The following is a 19,752-nucleotide window of genomic DNA, read 5'->3' as shown; positions in this document are numbered from 1 at the left end:
AGTGCGGAACATCGCCACAGCGAGAAACGTTGTCCTTACAGACCGCTCGCAGGGACTGAACAATGGAATTTCTCGCCAAATTAGCCGCATCGCTTTTGACGGCGCTCGCGGCGCTAGCAGCGAACGTGACGCCCAGCCCCGCAATCCCCGTTGCGGCGACAGCGGAAGTCGATCATCCAGCGGTCACGGCACAGCTTCACGAGCCCGAGCCTAGCGCAATCGAATCGGACTGCCAGCAGATCGAAGAGATCGTGCTCGCCGCAATACATGGCGACTCGGCGCATTTTAAGTTGCTCATCGTTTCCAGCGAAGCCACGGCCGTAACCGAGCCATTCGACCTTTCAGGCTTGCTAGACGGATCGTGGTCGCCAAAGTCGAACGCCATACTCGCCCTGCCCTGGTACGTCGATCAGCAACAGGATTGCCGCGCGTTTTTCACCCGGCTTTCCAACAGCCCGCAGCTAGCGCGCTAACGGCTGCCGCCACCTCCAACGCGAACCCTGTCCTTCGGGTCTTTGATCTGCGGCGCGGGGTTCTTTTTCACCTGCTCCTGCAAATACGCGATCGCGCGGTCAAGCTGCGGGTCGATGCCTTTGACGAAGAGGTTCGGGTCACTCGGGACGTCGATGTCGGGGCTGACGCCCGCGCCCTCGACCACCCAGCCGTCCTCAAGCGTGTACATGCCGTAGTTCGGCACCTGCACGACGCCGCCATCGATCAACGGCCAGCCCGGTGAGGAGCCGACCTCGCCGCCGTAGGTGCGGCGCCCGATGAGGGGGCCTAGGTCGAGTCCCCTCCAGCGGTGCGGAAACTCCTCGCCGTTCGAGACGTTGAACTCGTTGATCAGGCACGCCATCGGCCCAGCGAAGTAGTCGGACTGCCTCGTCCACGGGCCGGTGCTGCCGCGCATGTTGAAGTACGCGCCTAGCTTCTCGTCGAGGATGTCGAGGATGATCGACTGCACCCATCCGCCGTTGTTGTAGCGCGTGTCGATGACGAGCGCCTTCTTGTTGCGCTGCGGATAGTACTGGCGGATGAAGTCGCTGACGTCGCCGTTGCCCATCGCAGCGAGGTAGATGTAGCCGATCTCGCCGTTGGTCTTTCGGCTGACGTATTCGCGCTGCTTTGCGACCCAATCGACGAGCCGCATCCTAGTCTCGTTTGCGACAGGTTTGACGAAGACCGTCCTGGCGCCCTCCGTCGTCGGTTCGGAGTTGACTTTCACCGAAACAATCTGCCCAGCGCGGCCTGCGAGAGAGCCGAGAAAGTCGCTGCCGACTTTTGCGGGCACTCCGCCGACCGCGATCAGGAAGTCGCCGTCCTTCACGCCGAGACCCGGCGCTGCGAGGGGGGACATTTCGTTGGAAAGAACCCCGTCGCCGCGCAAGATGCGCTTGATCTTGTAGTAGCCCGACGCATCTGGCTCGAGGTCGATGCCGAGCGACGCGCCTGGGGTCATCGGCTTGATGCTCTGCATGTCGCCGGGTCGGAGGTACTGGTGCGAGGAGCCGAGTTCGGCCTGCATCCAGCGGATCAGCTCGTCCAGTTCGTCGCGGGATCGCACGTCCGGCAGGTACTTCTCGTACTTCGCGCCGATCGCGTCCCAGTCGTTGCCGTGCATGTTCGCAACGTAGAAGTAGTCGCGCAGGTGGCGCCAGGCGTCCCAGTACATCTGCCTCCACTCCGCCGGGGGGTCGATACGGATCCTGAGGCCTCCGAAGCTGACTTTGCCTTTAGTCGTCGGAACGTCCTTGCCGCTCACGTCGACGACGCGGAGGTTCGAGACCAGCAGCTTCTTGCCGTCCGCCGAAACGTCTGTCATCGAGCCCGAGGTCAAAGTGCCGCCGGACTTCTTCGAAATGTCGAAGAAAGTAATCGCTGCGCCTTCCTGCAACAAGAGACGGTCGCCGATCGCGCGGACGCTCGTGTAAGCGCCTGCAGCGACCGGAAGCTGGACGAGACGTTGGTACAGACCGTCGAGGTCGATCTTCGTGCTCTCATCCTTCTTCTCTTCATCCTTCTTCTCTTCATCCTTCTTCTCTTCATCCTTCTTGTCTTCCTCCTCTTTCGGCGGCACGACCTCCGTCGCGTCTTTCAGGGCCAGCGGCGACTTCTGGTCTTTCGTCAGAAGCAACAGGCACGGAACCATGACCTTCGTCGTGTTGAGCTGGTTGAACACCGCGTCGTTCGACACCGTGAAGTTGCGGCGACTGAGGAACACGATGTACTTGCCGTCGGTGCTGAAAACCGGCGACTGGTCGTCGGTCATCGTTCCGCCGAAGAACTTCCGCTGGTCCGTCGCGATCTCGTACAGCACGAGGCGGCCCATCTGCGTGATGTGGTGGACTTGGCTGTAGACGATCCATTTGGAGTCCGGCGAGAAGCCGAACTTCGTGCCATCCCAGTTCGCATAAGCGCGCGTGATCTCGCGGTCGTCGCTGCTTGCGACGTCCACGACACGCAAGAGCATGTCGCTGTCGTTGTAGGCGATTTTCTTTCCGTCCGGCGACCATTCGTAGTTGACGATCCGGTGCGCGATCTTCTTCGTGACCTGCTTCTCGTTCGATCCGTCTGCGTCTGCGACGTACAGCTGTTGCTCCCCACCCTTGTCGCTCAGGAAAGCGATCTTCTTGGCGTCTGGAGACATCTTCGGCAGCCGCAATCTTACGCCGTTCTCTGCCTTCCAAAGCCTCGCCTCGCCATCGCCGACTGGCAGCGACACGATCTGCCCGCGCGTCTCGACGAACACGCGCTTGCCGGTCTTCGAAATGCTCGCTGCCAGCACGTTCTTGTCCGCAGCGATATAGATCGGCCGCATGTGCATGAGGTCGGAGACCATTTCAAATCTGAGATTTGAGATTTCACCCGTGGCAAGGTCGACGGTCTCGACGTTGCGCCCCTTCTGATAGATCAGCGTCTTGCCGTCGGTGTTGAGGTCGCGCACTTCGAGATCATAGGGGCCGGCGACTTTCTTCGCGTCGCCGCCGTCTGCAGGCGTGCTCATCACAGTGAACGTGTTGCCGACCATGTTGGCGAAGTAGACGTTGTCGCCCGCCCACACGGGGAACTCGTTCGTGCCTTCGATGTCGGTGATCTGCGCGAACTTCGTCCCTCCCAGGTCGCCGACCCATATCTGGTTCTGCATCCCGCCGATGTAGTGGAACCATGCGTTGGTAGCGCGGTTGAAGCGCGTGAACGCGTAGCGGTCGCCGCTCGGCGCGAAGCCGACGTTCACCGCCCATTCGAGCGGCAGATCGACCGGCGCCCCGCCTGCCGCCGGCACCATCTTGATCTGGTAGCTCTCAGGGTAGCCGCGCGTGCGGTAGATGACGTTCTTGCCGTCGGCGGTCCAGTCCTGCACCGTCGCGTAGATGTAGTGGTACGTCAGCCGCTTCGGAGTGCCGCCAGCGCTCGGCATGACGTACGCCTCGCGCGCGCCGTCGTACTCGCCCATGAAGGCGATCTGCGAGCCGTCTGGCGAGAAGCGTGCGAAGTACTCGGTGCCTGCGTCGTTGGTCAAACGGTGCGCCTTCCCGGTCGTCCGGTCGCCGAGCCAGAGGTCGCCCTCGGACGTGAATACGACTTGGTCGCCGTGGATGTCGGCCCAGCGCATGAACGGCTGGGAATCTTGTTGTGTGAGAGCAATCGCGAGAAGACTGGCTGTGAACATAGGTTCCTCTCACGCCGTTTTACTCTAAGTCCAAGGTGCTTTTCTGGCGCCGAGGCAGAAGCTGGATAGGACTTATGAGACCTATAGGTCTTATAAGGCGCATCAGAGGTGGAAAACGGGGCTTTGAGAAGCCCTAGAACAGCCAGATTTTGAACCTAATCGCGGGTAAAATAACCGGGTCCGAATAGGGCCATGCGCGAGTACGCGCGGCCTGCTGTGTCCGGGGTTAAGAATTGCCTGAAGAAGCAAACGTAATAGAGATCGTAGAGATCGAAGAGGAGCTGTCGCGCAGCTACGTCAACTACGCGATGTCGGTCATCATTGCACGCGCTCTGCCGGACGTGCGCGACGGACTGAAACCGGTCCAGAGACGCATCCTCTACGCGATGCACCGGCTCAATCTGACGCCGACCAACCCCACGACGAAATGCTCCAAGGTGACCGGCGAAACGACCGCCGACTTCCACCCGCACGGCAACGAGGTCGTGTACCCGACCTTGGTCCGCATGGCGCAAGACTTCAGCATGCGGTATCCGCTGATCTTCGGCCAAGGGAACTTCGGCTCAGTCGACGGCGACTCTCCAGCTGCCATGCGCTACACGGAGTGCCGGTTGTCGCCGATCGCGATGACGATGCTCGAAGACCTCGACCGAGAGACCGTCGACTGGACGCCGAACTACCTTCAGACGATCAACGAGCCGACGGTTCTTCCCGCCGGTTTCCCAAACCTGCTCTGCAACGGCGGACAGGGCATCGCCGTCGGCATGGCGACGTCGCTCCCGCCACACAACCTGACGGAGGTTTGCAACGCCGCTCTTTACCGCCAGGACAACCCAAAGTGCTCGCTCGACGAGATCATGGAGATCATGCCCGGGCCGGACTTCCCCACCTATGGGCTGATCATGGGCAAGCAGGGAATCCGGAGCGCGTACGAGACAGGCCGAGGTTCGATCGTCATGCAGGCAAAGACGATGATCGAGCCGAAAGAAGGAGGCAAATCGTCGATCATCATCACCGAGCTTCCGTACCAGGTCAACAAGCAGAACCTCGTCAAGAACATCGCGGACCTCGCCAAGCAGAAGAAGTTCGACGGCATCACTGACGTGCAGGATTACTCGGACAAGCGCGGTATGCGAATCGAAATCGATCTGCGCCGAGACGTCAACCCCAACAAGGCGCTGAACTACCTGCTCAAGAAGACACAGCTCAGAACGACGTTCGGAACGATCATGCTGGCTCTCGTCGACGGTGCGCCAAGGGTGTCGCCGGTGTTGATGATCCTGGATGAGTTCCTAAAGCACAGAACGGAGGTCGTCGAACGCCGCAGCCGATACGAACTGATGCGCTCGCTCGAAGAAGTGCATCTCAACGAGGGGTATCAGATCGTGCGACGGAACCTCGACGCGATCATCAAGGCGATCCGAGCGTCCAGGGACGTCGGCGAGGCGAGGGTGCGACTCGTGCGAGAGTTCGAGCTGTCGCCGTTCCAAGCCGCCGCGATCTTGGCGATGCCGCTCCGTCGGTTGACGCAGCTCGCGCAAGAAGAGCTGGAGCAGACGTACAAGGACGCGCTGCGAAAGGCGCAAGACCTGATGGACATCCTGACCAGCGCACTGCGATTGAAAAACGTCGTCCGGTCGGAGATCGAGATGCTGCGCGACAAGCACGGCGACGAGCGGCGCACCAAAATCATCGCCCGCGAGGTCGGTGAGTTTAGCGAGGAAGACCTCATACCAGAAGAGGAGTGCATCCTCGCCATCTCGCGCGACGGGTACATCAAACGGATCAGCATCGACGCGTATCGCCAACAGAAGCGCGGCGGCAAGGGCATGAAGAACGTGCAGAAGTCCGAGGACGAGCCGGAGAACGTCTTCCAGGTCAACACGCACGACTACATCCTGTTCTTCACAAACCGCGGCAAGGCTTACAAGCTCCGTGCGTACGACATTCCAGAATCCAGCCGGTACGCGCGCGGAATGCCGGTGATCAACTACATCGCGATAGAGTCGGACGAGCGCGTCACGGCGACGATCAACGTGCGGGATCACAAAGGCGAGGGTTACCTCACGATGATCACGAAATTTGGAGAGATCAAGCGCACCGCCCTCGCCAAGTACCAGAACCTGCGCAGCAACGGCCTGATCACATTCGACATCGAGCCGGGAGACGAACTGGGCTGGGTGCTGGAGAGCGACGGCCAAGGCGACATCATGATCGTCACGCACAACGGCCAGTCGATCCGATTCCGCGAGACCGACGTGCGCGACCGGTCACGCACAGCCGGAGGCGTCAGGGCCATCAGATTGAAAGGTAAAGATCACATCGTCAGTGCCGACCTTGCAGACGACGAGGCAACGCTGCTGGTCGTCGGAGAGAACGGATACGGCAAGCGGACCAAGATCAGCGAGTACCGCGTGCAACGTCGCGGCGGCAGCGGAATCTTAACCATGAACTGCACCGCAAAAACCGGCAAGATCGTCGGCTCGCACAAGGTGGACGACAAGGACAAACTGCTCGTCCTGACAGTGAAAGGCAAGGGCATCCGCATGAAGGTCAAGGACATCCGGCTCGTCGGCCGCATCGCCCAGGGCGTCAAGCTCATCAACCTGAAGGAAGGCGATCAGATCGCATCGATCGCGAGGCTGGTCGATGAGGACGAGATGCAAAAGTCCGTCGCAGAGACGAAAAAGCCCGGCCCGGTCGATCTGTTCGACAACTAGAGGCGTCTCGCGTCTTGCTGACTCTCGTTCCTGGCACACGCTCCATTTTGGGAGTGCGCCAGTTCGATGGCGCTTTTCGGGCGCTGAGGCTCGGTGCAAGTCAGGCGGCTTGACGCCATCTGTGCCGCGCCCTGTCGGTCGCGCGTATGTGGACTGAGAGTCCACAGGCCGGGATGCGGACTAAGAGTCCGCGCTCCGTTTTTGGGAACGCAATGCTGTTACGCACAAACATCCTAACGACAGTGGCAGGGAAACTGACACCATTGGGCCGACCGACCGCCTGAGAATGGTCGATGAAGTAGAGATGCGAAAGTCGGTCGCAAAAGCGAAGAAGCCCGGCACGGTCGATCTGTTCGACAACTAGAAAACCCTGGCCGGTCAGGCAGAGCGTCGCCGATGGCTGACAGACGATATCCCTCCATACTCGCAGTGTGGAGGGTCCATTCCCGCTCGATGCCCCTGTCTCATGGCTGCCCGCCCACCCACGCCGGCGCGATCGGCCTGCTAGATGGCTGAAAAACTCCGTCCTGCAAAGCCTCACGCGTTCCTTTTGTAGGATAATGTCGGGCAGAGAGGATGTCCTACAGTCAACCGCATCGTCCGTCGGGGACGCTCGACTTCGCCGTCATTGGGGAATCGTTCACCTTGCTGTTCAGCCGGTGGCAGGAGTACTTGCTGATGGGATTCATCAGTGCCCTGCTGCCAGCGCTCGTAATGGTCATCTACTTCTTCGGCTTCATGGCATCGGCTGTGTTCGCCTCACCTAGTTCGATGCCTGATGCGTCGATGTTCGGCATGATGCTGCTGATGTATCCGGTCATCTTTTTGACCTTGATTCTAGCGTATCCGTTTTATGGAGGCATGTGTTCGTACACCTTAAAACTCGTCAGGACTGGCGACGCGTCGATGAGCGACTTCTGGGGCGAGTGGAGCAGAGCCGGCAAGTGGTTCGTGCTCGGACTGTTGACGTACATGTGGAACTTCCTGGGAGCGCTCGCCTGCGGCGTTGGGCAGATCGTTGTCCTCGGGCTCCTCTTTATGGCGATACCGATCATGGCGCACGAAGACCTCTCCCCATCGAACGCGATCCGCGAGAGCTATGAGCGGCTGAAGCCGCACTTCTGGGCTGCGATCGGCCTGGCGTTCGTCGCAAGCCTCGTTGCTTCCGTAGGGGTGGGCGCATGTTACGTCGGGATTTTCTTGACACTCCCGCTCACATACATGATCCCGGCCATGGTCTATGCAAAGTGGCTGGCGCCGATTCAGCCCACGCCCTCCGCTAGCCCCTATCCTCGCGCTGGCCCTGAAGGATACGGCGAACCGCCCGCAGGGCCAGAAGAAGCACCTGGACCGCCGACGGGCGAACCACCGAAAGCAGAGTAAGACGTGACCTACGCGAGCCCATCTCCAAATTCGCACTAAGCGGCTGACGATGTTCGCGTATCCGCTCAGCGTCGATACGGAGGCTGGCTGTTCACAAGTTGTGAGCGAAAGCTTGGCTCCGTTCGTGGCGGCCTAAGCGTCTCTAAGGTATCTTCGCACACATGCCGAGCGAGGCAGCATGAGCTACGGAGCGCCCACGTATTCGCCGCGGGGAGGGATCGACTTTGCGATCGTCTCAGAGGCGTTCGCCCTGCTGGGGCAGCACTGGAAGGTGTACGCCACGGCTGGGGTCGTCGCCTTGCTTGCCGCCCTGCCCGGGCAGTTAATCGGCGTCTTGCCGGTGTTCGCCGACGCGGGCCTCATTGAGTCGAGTGCATGGACCAGCGAGTCAGTGATGTTGCTGACCTACCCGCTTTCGTTCATGGCCTACGTCTTCGATGCGCTGATGGCCGTCGGCGTCACGCTGTTCACGCTGAACGTGATCCGTGGCCTGCCGGCTTCGCCAAGCGACATCTGGGCCGGGTTTCGGGATCCGCTGGGCTACATTTGGCTGATGATCCTATCCGGAATCGTGGGGCTCCTCGGACTCATCGGGTGCATCATCGGCGTATTCGTCACGATGGGGCTGATGATGTGCGTGTATGCGATCAAGGTTGATCGCAATGTGACCGCGTCAGACGCAGTCGTGCAAAGCTGGCATATGCTCAAGGGTGAATGGGCGATGGCGGCGGTCTTCTTCTTTGTTATCAGCCTAATCTCGGCGCTTGGCCTTTTGGCATGTTGCGTCGGCTACGCCTTTACGTTCTCATTCCAGTACATCGCCGCGGCGATCTTGTACAACGGGTACGTCGGCTACGTCCCTCAACAGTCCCAGCAGTCCGTGTCGCCCTATCCGCGCCCCGGCCAGCCGGGCTATGGCACACCGCCCACACAGCCGCAAGAAGAGCCGCCCAGACCGCCGATGGACGATTCGCCGCACAGGGAGTGAGGCGTGGCATACGTCGCCGCCGGGCCGAACGCCCCTAAGACGAGCATCGACTTTGCGGTCATCACCGACTCGTTCAACACGATCATCGCGCACTGGCAGGCATATTTGACCGCCGGAGTCGTGATGATCGGCGTCTCGCTGCCGGTCGCGCTCGCCGACCTTGTTCCCTCCCCCACAGAGATCGGTTTTTCTGGTTTCAAATACGACTTCGCGGTGCTCTTGACCGTGCAGGTGCTTTTGTTCCTTCCGACGCTGATCGTCACCCCTCTCATGTGCTTCGGAGTCACGAAGTACACCCTCAACGTGACGCGCGGGAACGCACCCGACATGGCGCACATTTGGGAAGGCTTCCGCCACCCGTTCGCATACCTGTGGACCGCCGTTCTCTCGGGGTTCGTCTCCTTCCTCGGGCTGATTCTCTGTATCATCGGTGCCTATGTCACTGGAGGGCTGATGATGTTCGCGTATCCGCTCAAGGTCGATACGAACGTCTCCGGTTCACTGGCGGTCAGCATGAGTTGGGCAATGCTCAAGCATGAGTGGCTGCTGGGCGCGGTGCTCTATCTGGTACTCGGCATGATCGCAGGGCTGGGCGCGTTCGTCGAGCCCATCGGCGCCGCGTTCACCCTGCCCTTCATGTTCGTCGCTCAAGTGCACCTTTACAACAGATTTACTGGACACTACGTCGCTCCGCCGCCGGTTCCGCAACAACAAACGCCAGCACCCGGCCAGAGCGCTCCCCCGACGCCGCAGCCCCCGCCCAGCGGCCCAAATCCGTACTCTAAGTCCTAGACCTAGGCGAAATCAAGAGAACACGGACAAATCCTCGGGCTTGACCGCGGTGTTCGGCAGATGGGGAACGTTCGGGTTGGCTTAGGACTCGGGACTTTCGAACTGCAGATGGAGGGTCGTCCTCCTGGGCGACCTTAGCTTGCGGTCGACACGTCCTTTGGCCTGCGCCGCCGGACTGCGCAAGCCACCCGCAGGCGCGGTGTCGCGGGAGCGCCACCCTCCAACACAATGTTGCGACCGTCCCCTCTCCCCTCGAGGGAGAGGCAGGGTGAGGGGGCGCATCGGACAAAGTCCTTTGCGCAGAAAGAAACGAACAGCACCAGAGCGCGGTGTCGCTGGAGCACCACCCTCCGGCGGAGGTCTTAGGCGAGGAGGTACTCGGACTGAATCTCCTCAATGCCAGGCTGGTTCTGGGCTGAGAGCCTCTCTTCGAGGCCCCTCAGATGCCCGACGGCCTCGTCGTAGCTCATAGTCGGATTGCTGTACTCGATCCCGCGCATGCCGAGCATCATGTCGAAGAACTGCGTGTTCTCCACCAAGGCCCCGACCTGCTCGCTGCCCGGGCCGACCGCCGTCACGAGAACGTGATCCGCAGTGTGGTTGCCGCTCGTCCAGTTGACCTTCGTGTGGTTGCCGAGCACCGAGGCCAAAGTCGCCGACGAACTTCTGTGGAATTCGCTGATTCCGAGCGGGTGGTCGCCTGCAGCAGAGTCCATGACGGCCTGTGCCTCTTCCGTACTTAGCTTGATTCCCAGATACTCCTCGACAACGTCCTGCATATTAGCTGCGTCCGGGCTCGCAGAAAACTTCTGTGCCATGACTCCATAACTGGCCTTCATGTTCTGTAAGGTAAGCAGACCCTCGGTCGAATCGAAGTAGCTACCCCCGAACGAGCCGTCTGCACCGTTGAGCGCAGGCCCGCCGCACGCGTGGTCGGAGGTGACTATGACGAGCGTCTCGCCGTCCTCGAGCGCGAAATCTACCGCGACCTTGACGGCGTCCTCAAATGCGATCTGGTCGAAGAACATTGCGGCGAGATCAACACCGTGGGCGCCGTGGTCGACGCGGCCGCCCTCGATCTGCAGGAGGAAGCCGTCAGCCGTGCCGACAAGGTTCTTGATCGCTACCTCTGACATCTCAGCAAGGGTGGGCACGCGGCTCTCGATCTCTGGGTCGTTGTCGCGATCCACCGTGTATGGCAGATGGCTTGCGCTGAAGACCCCGAGTACCTGCTTCGACGTCAAGCCGATCAGTGCGTCCCTGGTTTTGACGACGGTGTAGCCCTTCTGCGCGAACTCGGCGTACAGGTCGCGACCGTCTGTTCGCATCTCGGCACTGAAGACGGGGTCTCCTCCACCCATCAGCACGTCGATTCCGGAGTCGAGGTACATCGCGGCGATCCCCGGCTGGTCGTTGCGCGAGTCGATGCTGACGCTGAACCCTGCGGGGGTCGCGTGCGTGATCGTGGTGGTCGTCACGAGCCCGGTGCGCATTCCCTGCTCCATCACGATGTCGGTGAGCGGGCGCAGCTTGGTCCCGTCCGGAAACATGTTCAGCTGACCGTTCCATTGCAGGCGTCCCGAGCCCCACGCCGCAGCGGCGGCCGCTGAGTCCGTCACGACAGAGCTGAGTGAGCGCGTGACCTGCAGTCCGTTTGTCGCGTAAGGCTGGCTCATCAGATCCGCCCAGTACGACGGCTTCCCATCGGTCATCCTGCTGTAGTAGTCGACCAACGTCGGCACCGTGACGGCCATACCGTCGGAGACGCAAAAGATGATGTTCTTCGCCTCTTTCTTGCGGGCGACGGCGGACGTGGCGTTCCCGCCGCTGGCCACGGTTGCGAGACCGGCGGCAGTTGCACCGAGGAACGTGCGACGAGTAATGCTCATTTCACCGCCTAGTCTACGCCAGCGCCGACCTAACGAGTGCAAAGAAACTGCTGGAAATCAACTAGATACGTTCCTTCGAAACTGCGGAGAGAGTGCTGCTGCGCGCCCGTAGCATGGGCTTCAAGCCCATGAGTAGTTCGGGCATCTTGCCCGAATTCCGGCGGGCTTGGGCAGGATGCCCAAACTACTCACGGCCAGGATGGCCGTGCTACGTTGTGCGCGACGACCGGGTTCAGCGGGCTAGACGCGAGATCCCCAGGCTCTTGGCCCGGGAACCACTTTTCCAAGTCGGTCTGCCTGTTCGGGTGGTCCGGTTCGCTGATCCGACCACCGTCCTCGAAGTAGATCACGGTCATCGCGGCGCGCATCTGGTCGGTCGCGTTGCCGGGTGCGGCATGAACGATCCAGCCGGTATGAAACGTCGCGTCTCCCGCCTTCATTCCTGCTATCTGGACGACCCCAAAGCCTCTCTCCTTGATTAGGTCGCGATAGAAGCGGTTCGACTCGTCGGATATCGCCATAGACGTGTACGCACCCTCCTTGTGGGATCCCTTCGCGAAGGTCATGCCCATCATTTCCGGAGGGATGTCGACGAGCGCTATCCACATCGTGACCGTCTTGACGCCGTCGAGCGGCCAGTAGAACTGGTCCTGGTGCCACGGCGTCGGCCCTCCGCCGGGTTCTTTGAAGAGCGCCTGGTCATGGTACAGACGCACCCCGTCCACACCCAGCAGCTCGGCCGCGATCTTGCCAAACCTCCTGGCCAGCACGAACCTTGCGACCCGCTCGTCCTTCTGCCAGAGGTTTCCGATCTGGATAAACGCCTTGCCGTACGTATCGCGCTCCGCGAGCGGAGCGAGGTCGCTCGCCCCGCGCATCGTTACCTCTTCGATCGCCTCACTGTAAGGTCGAAGATCCTCCGGGTTGCAGACCCCCGGCAAGAAGGCGAAGCCGTCGCGAGAAAACCGCTCGATCCGTTCCTGGCTCAGATCGTAGTCGGCGGAGAGGTCGGGCAGGCTGGCGAGGTCGATGTCGCGAAGATACCCTGTCCCACCGGTACAGGGATTGCGACCAGGATGCTGCATCCTGCTTTGTCTGAGCAACTCGCCGAGGCGCGATCTACTCAGCGAGCAACTCTTCAATCAGTCCGCCTATCAATCCAAGAGTGGCATCGACCGAACGAATTCGCCCCTCCTTATCGAGCAGGAACAGCCTCGGAATCTCCTGGATGCCGTACTTGGACGTAAGCGTCGGATCGTCGTTCATGTGGTACTGCGGCCACGTCATGCCGAACTCTTCAACAAACAACCTGACGTTCTCCAGACCGCCCTGCTCCACAGGATCGTCCAGGCTTAGCCCCACGATTTCAAGCCCGCGATCCTTGTAGTACTCGTACAGATCCTTCATATACGGCGCCGCATCGACGCAAGGATCGCACCAGGTCGCCCAAAAATCGAGAACGACGACCTTGCCCTTCAACGACTCGGTCGTCACGCGCTTGCCGGTGATCGCATCCGGGAAATCCAACTTGAACGTCTCGCCTAGGTACTGGATAGACGTGAGCAACCTCCGCGCGTCCTGTCCTGCGCCCGTCCGCGGGTAGTCGGATGAAACTCGAGCGTACATTTCTCGGACGAGGTCAAAGTCAGTCTTGCTCGACGTCGTCGCGCGCATGAACAAAATGGCGGCTCGCTCGTCCTCGGGGTACTCGTTGGCGAACCACGACGCGTGAGCGACCATCTCGCGCGCCTGATCTGAATCGCGAATGGAGAGGTACACCGCCTGCCAGTATCGAGCGTTCTGACGAGCGTCGTCGTTTCCGGTCTCATCGGCAAACTGTTCAAGCTCTTTGGCTAGTCGATCCGCCTCTTCAGGTCCAAGGTCAAAGGTGTCGTAACTTCCCCAATGCGAGTCGAGCAGCCCTGCAATTCGCTCGTGGTCTGGATACTCTTTGTAGAACGACTTGATGAGATCACCTCTCGTTTCCCGAACTTCGCCGAGGTTCTTGTTGTACTCGTCCACGTACGCCTGATCCCCAGCTTGGCTCTCATCCGGTACGGGCATCGCAATCGCATCAATGGCCGTGAGGGCGACAGCGATCTCCTTTTCCTGCTTCGTCGATGCGCTTGCCTCGTCGCCGTCGTCGCCGCAACCCGATGCAAACAACGCGACGGCCGCCACCGCGCCAAGGAAAGCCACTGATCGGTTGATTCGATTGAGTTTCATCATCCTCACGTCTGCCTCTTCTTGACGCGGCTACCTGGATCGGCGTTTCAAAACGACTCCAGTCACCAAGAACGCGGTGCCTGCAAGTATTGTTCCGAAAGACGCGCGATAGACGCGTATGGGCGTATCTCCATTGTACTGCTCGCCCCGCTCCTCCGCCCGCTCCTGGCGGAACCTATCGTCGTGTTGGACCGCCGGAATCGCCAGCAGCATCAAGAGCCCGAAGAAGACCAGTATCCCACCCGCCAGCATAAAAACCGTGCCTCTACCCGGCGCACCGCCGCCCGTCTTGACCTTCGCTGGTGCCATCGCCGATCAGTATACGACTGCGGTCGATCGACTTCTCGACCTGCCGGGTATCTTCGTCTAATGCGACGCATTTGGAACTTTGCAGCGCTGCTGGCGCTGCTGCTAACCGTATCGGCTGGCGCCCAACAGACCGCACGGGGGGTCGTGTTCGACGACGAGAACGGAAACGGCGAGCGAGACGCAGGCGAACCAGGCATCCAGGGCATCAAAGTCTCCAACCAAATTCAGATTACGGTCACGGATTCACAGGGCAGCTGGCTACTGCCGGCTGGTGATGACACGGTCTTCTTCGTCATCAAGCCTCGGGGATGGGCGCCGCCGGTGAACGGAGAGAACCTGCCCCGGTTCTACTACTCGCACAAGCCGAACGGATCGCCGGAGGGAGCGCGATTTGCAGGCGTCGCACCGACCGGCCCGCTACCGGCGTCGATAGACTTTCCGCTTCATCGGCAACCGGAGCCGGACAGGTTTACAGCTATCATATTCGCCGACACCCAGCCGCGCGACGTGCGCGAAGCCGAGTACATCGCCCACGACGTCATCGAGTCTCTGATCGGCGTCGACGCCGCGTTCGGCGTAACGCTGGGTGACGTCGTGTTCGACGATCTGTCGGTGTTCACCCCGCTCAACGCAGCGATCGGCCTCATCGGAATTCCCTGGTACAACGTCGTCGGGAATCACGACCTAAACCTCGACGCTGAAGGCGACGCAAACTCCGACGAGACTTTCGAGCTCCTGTACGGGCCGAACTACTACTCGTTCGACTACGGCCCGACGCACTTCATCGTGCTCGACGACGTCGAGTACCTGGGAAACGGATATCGCGGCGGAATAGGAGAGCAGCAGCTCGCTTGGGTGAAGAAGGACCTTTCGCTGATCCCAGACGATCAGCTCGTCGTGATCCTCATGCACATCCCGATCGTGAACGTCGCAGACCGCCAAGGACTGTACCGACTGATAGAAGATCGACCTTACGTGATGTCTGTCTCGGGGCACACGCACTACCAGGCGCACGTGTTCATCGACGAGTCCGACGGATGGCGAGGGATCAAGCCGCACCATCACATGATCGCGGTCACCGTCAGCGGCAGCTGGTGGGGCGGAGCGCCGAACGAACTCGGAATCCCGCACACGACGATGCGGGGAGGAGCGCCGAACGGATACTCCGTTTTCTCGTTCGACGGACATCAGTACTCGATCGAATTCCGCGCGGCGGGCGCACCGGCTGCGTATCAGCTAAACATCTATGCGCCCGAAGAGGTCGACCTGGCCGACGCGACCAACCCGCTGATCATGGCAAACGTGTTCGGCGGCTCTCGAAAGTCGATCGTAGAGGTCCGCCTCGACGATGGCGATTGGCACAAGATGGTGAAGGTCGAGAAGGCGGACCCGGAGTACGCAGAGACCTATGAGCGCGACAAATCCCTCGAACGACCGTACCGCGGTCTGCCAGCCCCGATGAGGTCCAGACATCTGTGGGAAATACCGCTGGCAACGCTGTTTCACGGCTCAGACAACCGAGCAAGGGCCGTCGGGACGCACCAGATCGAAGTCCGCACCACCGATATGTTCGGCCAGGTCTATATCGCTCAGCGGGTCATCCGGTTTCGCTAGCAGATGTGAGCCTCTGGCATCGCGAACACGAGCTTGAGCATATCGCGCAGCATCGGTACGGCCTTCCGCGTGTCATAAATAACGCCGTTGCCGCCGTACCTTCGCGCGGCGCCGACCAGTATCCATCGCTGTTCGCGGCTGACCTCGACATCGAGCAGCTCCAACAGGCGATCGACGAGCTTCGCGTGGTCGCCCTCCCCCTGCTCGACAGCTAGCTCCGGCGCCGTCCACTCGATCAACGGCTCGATGATCCGCCTGTTGCCGAAGATGCGGCGCGACAGATCGATGCGATGCGTCATCGTTTCGCTAGTCACCCACTCCTCGTTCCAGTGCCACCCTTCGACCGAAGGCGGATTGAGCAGCGACATGCCCTGTCGGCGCATCTCTCTGTTAACGATCGACGCAAACCGCCGGACGGTGCCGTCGATCGGCGTGAACTGATCCAGTTCGCCCGAGTCGCGCTTTGCTAGCACCGCACTCGCGTTGAACTGGCGCATCGCCGCGATCGTGTAGTCGACCGGGCTCTTGACCTTCGTCCTCACAGCCTTTTTGCTCCAGAACTCCGGTGAGAACGCAATCGCCCGCAACACCGGCTTGATCTCATAGTCGCTCTCGCGAAACACCTTGGCGAGTCGCTCTACTAGCGCGTCGTCCGGGTTGGGGTACGCGAACCACTCCCACAGCTTGTAACAGATATACCTAGCTGTCTGAGGGTGATCGAGCAGCATCGACAGAACGTCGTCACCCGTGAAGTTCCCTTCTTTGCCAAAGATGGTTTTCGTGCCGACATCGTGTCTGCCAGGGATGTTGCGAAAAACAAAAATCGATTCGCCGTTGTTCACCTTCGCTCTTATCTGCTCATTCAGCCGGTCTCGCTCCCTGTAGTTCAGCGTATCACGGAACGACCATCCGGTGAACGCCCTGGCGGCCTCCAGCACATCGCTCTCCTCGTAGTTGCCCTCGCCCAACGTGAACAGCTCCATCACCTCGCGCGCAAAGTTCTCGTTCGGCGTACCCTTGACGTTGCGGTGCGAATCCAGAAAGAGCACCATCGCCGGCTCTTTGCTGATTTCCCTCAGCATCGTCCGAAAGTTACCGGTGGCGTTGCGACGCAAGATCTGAAGGTACGAGATCATCTTCCGTCCGTCCTGGATCTTGATGTCGCTGACGGCGAAGTGGTCGTGCCAAAAGAGCGCGATCTTCTCCTGCAGCGGACGGCGCGTCGTCGCCATCTTCAACGCCCACCAATCCGAGAACAGCCGGCCGGAAGAGTTGATCTTATCGTTGTTCGTATTCGTCGAGAACTCCCACGGAGAGATCGGATACGGCTCACTGACCTCATCGTAGTCCAGGAGGTACTCAAACGCCTCTGACAGCTCCATTTTGGAGAGATGGCGCACCTCGGACAGCGTAGCTCCGAGCCCGAATCTCCTCAGAAGATGGCGAATCCTGGACTGGTGGTCCATTGCCTTAAGTATACAACTCAGGACGGCTAGCCGTTCTTAAGTTCGTCGTTCGATTTCGGTTGGGCGATCTATCGCCAACTGAAGCGCAGATCCAGTCGGCCTTTGGGCTGGCGGCCTCTGGCCATCCATGCGTATTTCGGTATCCTGGCGCACCGTGCTCCTATCCGTCGCGCACCTTTCAAAAAGCTACGGCGCCGACCTTGTTCTAGACGATGCGACGTTCAAGATTGGTCGCCGGGAAAAGGTCGCCCTGGTCGGGCGCAACGGCACCGGTAAGACCACGCTGCTGTCGATCCTGATCGGAGAGCTGGAGCCCGACGCCGGATCGGTCAACTTCTCGCCGGGAGCGACCGTCGGATACTTGCGACAGGACAGCTCTGTGACGCCGGGCAGAACCGTTCTGGAGGAGGTCGAGGCAGGCATCGCGAGCCAGCTCGAAGTCCGTCGAAAGCTGGAGGAGCTTGAGGCGCAGCTCGAGCACGCTTCCACGCCAGAGGTGCTCGACGAGTACGCGCTGATCCAGGAGCACTATAAGGACGTCGAAGCGTACGCTTCACAACGCAACGTCCGCGCGGTTCTAATCCGCATGGGGTTTGATGAAACGCAGTTCGGCAAGCTCACTGACGACCTGAGCGGCGGAGAGCGGACGAGGCTGGCCCTGGCGCGGCTGCTGCTCGAGCGACCGGAGCTTCTCATCATGGACGAGCCGACGAACTACTTGGACATCCAGGCGAGCGAATGGTTGGAAGAGTGGATTCGGTCGTACAGCGGCGCTGCGCTGATGGTCAGCCACGACCGAGAGTTCTTGCAAGCCACGGCAGATCGAGTCCTTGAGCTGCGCGGCCACCGAATCGAATCGTTCGCAGGCGGGTTCGACCAGTACATCCGGCTGAGAGACGAGCGAGATGAGCGGCAATCGCTCCTGGCAAAGCGGCAAGGGGCAGAGATCGCGAAACTCGACGAATACGTGCGCCGGTTCATCAACACGCAGCGCACGGCGCAAGCCAGAGGCCGTCGCAAGAGGATGGAGAAGCTGGTAGCAGAAAGAGTGAGCGCACCGGAAAGGGAGCGGACCAGCAAGCGAGGATTTGGACAGGCAAAGCGCTCCGGCGATACTGTTCTGTCGTGTGAATCGCTCGTCGTCGGCTACGGCGACGCTCACGTCGTCAGCGATGTGAATTGGACCGTCCGGTGGCAGGAGCGGTGGGGCGTGATCGGCGACAACGGATCAGGAAAGACGACGCTGATCAAGACTTTGCTCAAGAAGATAAAGCCGCTCGCTGGTTCGACGCGCATCGGGCCAAGCGTCGACATCGGATACTTCTCGCAGGACTCCGTCGAGCTCGACCAAGAGCAGTCTCCGCTGCAATTCCTCAGCTACGAGTGCGGGATGGAGGCTGGAGCAGCTCGCGATCTGCTCGGACAGTTCCTGATCACCGGCGACGACGTTTTCCGTAAAATCAGGACGCTGAGCGGAGGCGAGAAGAACAAGTTGGCGCTTGCGCGTCTGACCCAGTTACAACCGAACCTGCTCGTGCTGGACGAGCCGACAAACCACTTGGACATGGCTTCGCGAGAGGCGCTTTCAGACGTGCTGCGACAGTACGCTGGAACGCTCGTGCTGGTCTCCCACGATCGCTGGCTCCTGTCTCGGCTGGTCGAAAGAATCCTGCACATTCGAGAGAACGGCGTCCGTCAGTTCCTCGGCACGTACCAAGAGTTTCGCGCTGCGGAACGGCCGATCGAGCGTAATCTCTCGGCTGCAACGATCGTTGCGACGTCGAATCAGCAGACGCCCCACGAACTGGCCAAGAGGATTCGTCAGTTGAAGAAGGACATCGCCTCCTGCGAAGCGGAGGTCGAAAGCGCCGAAGATCTTGTTCGGCAAATCGAGCAGCAGCTCGCGGCGCCTGAGCCGGACGCGAACCTCGTCGCACTCACAGAATCGCACGGCGAGGCGCGGCTAGATCTGGAGCGCAAGGTCGAAGCGTGGGAAACCTGTGCCAGAACGCTAGAACAGCTTCTCGCCAGGCAAGGTTAGCGGCGCAGGAGCCAATCCTTGATCGCCTCGTATGCAGACTCCGCTCCAGCAAACCCGTACTTTGTCAAGAGGATGAACACTGCTGTTGTGACACCAATTCCGACCACTGCCCAAAAGACCCCGAAGTACGCGCTTACCGAGTCCTCTTCGGTCATCGCCAATCCGATCAGGATGATGCCGAGCGCCGGCAGCGAGTTCGTTCCCGGAACTGGCATCGCCATCGAGATCGCACAGGCGAGCACGACGTACGTCAAGAACCGCTGAAATCGCCGCGACTGCATCAGCTCTCCTCCGCGCGGTTTCACGATGACCTCGATCTTCTTGAGCACCCATAGCGCTCCCCTCATGATGCGGTTCCGTTTGAGCGGCTTCATCGGCCTGTTCAAGACCTTCTTCGGAAACCACGGAATAGCACGACCGCGCAGCATCTGAATCGCCAACGCGCCCGCCAAGAAACCGAACGGCGTGGCGAAACCAGGGAACGCAGGAATGAGAGAAGGAAGCGAAACGACGACGAGCAGCACCCCAAACGAATGGGCGTCAAGACGGACGAGGAACTCCTGAAGAGTGATGGTGCTCCCTTCAGTATCGAACGCCTGCTTGATGGTGTCGGACAAGCCCATACGGCTTTTGCCACAATACCACCGGAAGTCG

At 60.4% G+C, this 19,752-nt stretch carries 14 protein-coding genes; 7 read left to right on the top strand and 7 right to left on the bottom strand.

The window, feature by feature from the left end:
• Positions 1–62 precede the first annotated feature (62 nt).
• Entirely contained in the window at positions 63–473 is a 411-nt protein-coding gene (locus IH944_05545; GenBank protein MCH7904017.1) for a hypothetical protein, read from the top strand.
• On the opposite strand, the gene IH944_05540 is transcribed toward IH944_05545, so the two are convergent.
• Complete coding sequence (locus IH944_05540; protein MCH7904016.1) at positions 470–3,670, bottom strand: PD40 domain-containing protein; 3,201 nt, start codon at positions 3,668–3,670, stop codon at positions 470–472. The genes IH944_05545 and IH944_05540 overlap by 4 nt on opposite strands.
• 233 nt (positions 3,671–3,903) lie before the next feature.
• Here IH944_05540 and gyrA point away from each other — a divergent pair, with 233 nt between their 5' ends.
• The 4 genes from gyrA to IH944_05520 all read left to right on the top strand — a co-directional run bounded on the left by gyrA (position 3,904) and on the right by IH944_05520 (position 9,553).
• Complete coding sequence (gene gyrA / locus IH944_05535; GenBank protein MCH7904015.1) at positions 3,904–6,390, top strand: DNA gyrase subunit A; 2,487 nt, start codon at positions 3,904–3,906, stop codon at positions 6,388–6,390.
• 576 nt (positions 6,391–6,966) lie between these two features.
• Positions 6,967–7,773 carry a hypothetical protein gene (locus tag IH944_05530; GenBank protein ID MCH7904014.1) on the top strand — a complete coding sequence of 269 codons (807 nt, stop codon included), beginning with the start codon at positions 6,967–6,969 and terminating at the stop codon, positions 7,771–7,773.
• 178 nt (positions 7,774–7,951) lie between these two features.
• Complete coding sequence (locus tag IH944_05525) at positions 7,952–8,761, top strand: hypothetical protein (GenBank protein ID MCH7904013.1); 810 nt, start codon at positions 7,952–7,954, stop codon at positions 8,759–8,761.
• A gap of 3 nt (positions 8,762–8,764) precedes the next feature.
• Positions 8,765–9,553, top strand: coding sequence for a hypothetical protein (locus tag IH944_05520; protein MCH7904012.1), 789 nt, complete (start codon positions 8,765–8,767; stop codon positions 9,551–9,553).
• A gap of 362 nt (positions 9,554–9,915) precedes the next feature.
• Here IH944_05520 and IH944_05515 read toward each other — a convergent pair whose 3' ends face one another.
• From IH944_05515 to IH944_05500, 4 genes are all read right to left on the bottom strand, one after another.
• Positions 9,916–11,442 carry an alkaline phosphatase gene (locus IH944_05515; GenBank protein ID MCH7904011.1) on the bottom strand — a complete coding sequence of 509 codons (1,527 nt, stop codon included), beginning with the start codon at positions 11,440–11,442 and terminating at the stop codon, positions 9,916–9,918.
• 188 nt (positions 11,443–11,630) lie between these two features.
• On the bottom strand, positions 11,631–12,527 hold the full coding sequence (locus tag IH944_05510) for a phytanoyl-CoA dioxygenase family protein (GenBank protein MCH7904010.1): 897 nt from the start codon (positions 12,525–12,527) through the stop codon (positions 11,631–11,633).
• A gap of 34 nt (positions 12,528–12,561) precedes the next feature.
• A complete protein-coding gene (locus IH944_05505) occupies positions 12,562–13,671 on the bottom strand; it encodes a redoxin domain-containing protein (protein MCH7904009.1) in 1,110 nt (369 codons plus the stop codon).
• Between the two features lie 27 nt (positions 13,672–13,698).
• Positions 13,699–13,977: a hypothetical protein gene (locus IH944_05500; GenBank protein ID MCH7904008.1), complete on the bottom strand. Its 279-nt coding sequence runs from the start codon at positions 13,975–13,977 to the stop codon at positions 13,699–13,701.
• Between the two features lie 60 nt (positions 13,978–14,037).
• Here IH944_05500 and IH944_05495 point away from each other — a divergent pair, with 60 nt between their 5' ends.
• The gene (locus IH944_05495) at positions 14,038–15,591 is read left to right on the top strand and encodes a calcineurin-like phosphoesterase family protein (GenBank protein MCH7904007.1); all 1,554 of its coding nucleotides are present in this window, start codon (positions 14,038–14,040) and stop codon (positions 15,589–15,591) included.
• Here the strand turns inward: IH944_05495 and IH944_05490 are convergent.
• Positions 15,588–17,057: a DUF1800 domain-containing protein gene (locus tag IH944_05490; GenBank protein ID MCH7904006.1), complete on the bottom strand. Its 1,470-nt coding sequence runs from the start codon at positions 17,055–17,057 to the stop codon at positions 15,588–15,590. The two genes, IH944_05495 and IH944_05490, sit on opposite strands and share 4 nt — an antisense overlap.
• Before the next feature lie 154 nt (positions 17,058–17,211).
• On the opposite strand from IH944_05490, the gene IH944_05485 reads away from it, so the two are divergent.
• Positions 17,212–19,098 carry an ABC-F family ATP-binding cassette domain-containing protein gene (locus IH944_05485; protein ID MCH7904005.1) on the top strand — a complete coding sequence of 629 codons (1,887 nt, stop codon included), beginning with the start codon at positions 17,212–17,214 and terminating at the stop codon, positions 19,096–19,098.
• Here the strand turns inward: IH944_05485 and IH944_05480 are convergent.
• Entirely contained in the window at positions 19,095–19,721 is a 627-nt protein-coding gene (locus tag IH944_05480; GenBank protein ID MCH7904004.1) for an exopolysaccharide biosynthesis protein, read from the bottom strand. The two genes, IH944_05485 and IH944_05480, sit on opposite strands and share 4 nt — an antisense overlap.
• Positions 19,722–19,752 lie beyond the last annotated feature (31 nt).

The sequence above is a fragment of the Armatimonadota bacterium genome (assembly GCA_022563855.1).
Taxonomy (GTDB): Bacteria; Armatimonadota; Fimbriimonadia; order Fimbriimonadales; family Fimbriimonadaceae; genus JADFMN01.
Note: the sequence above shows the minus strand (reverse complement) of the source record. Positions and strands in the feature narration are given on the sequence as shown.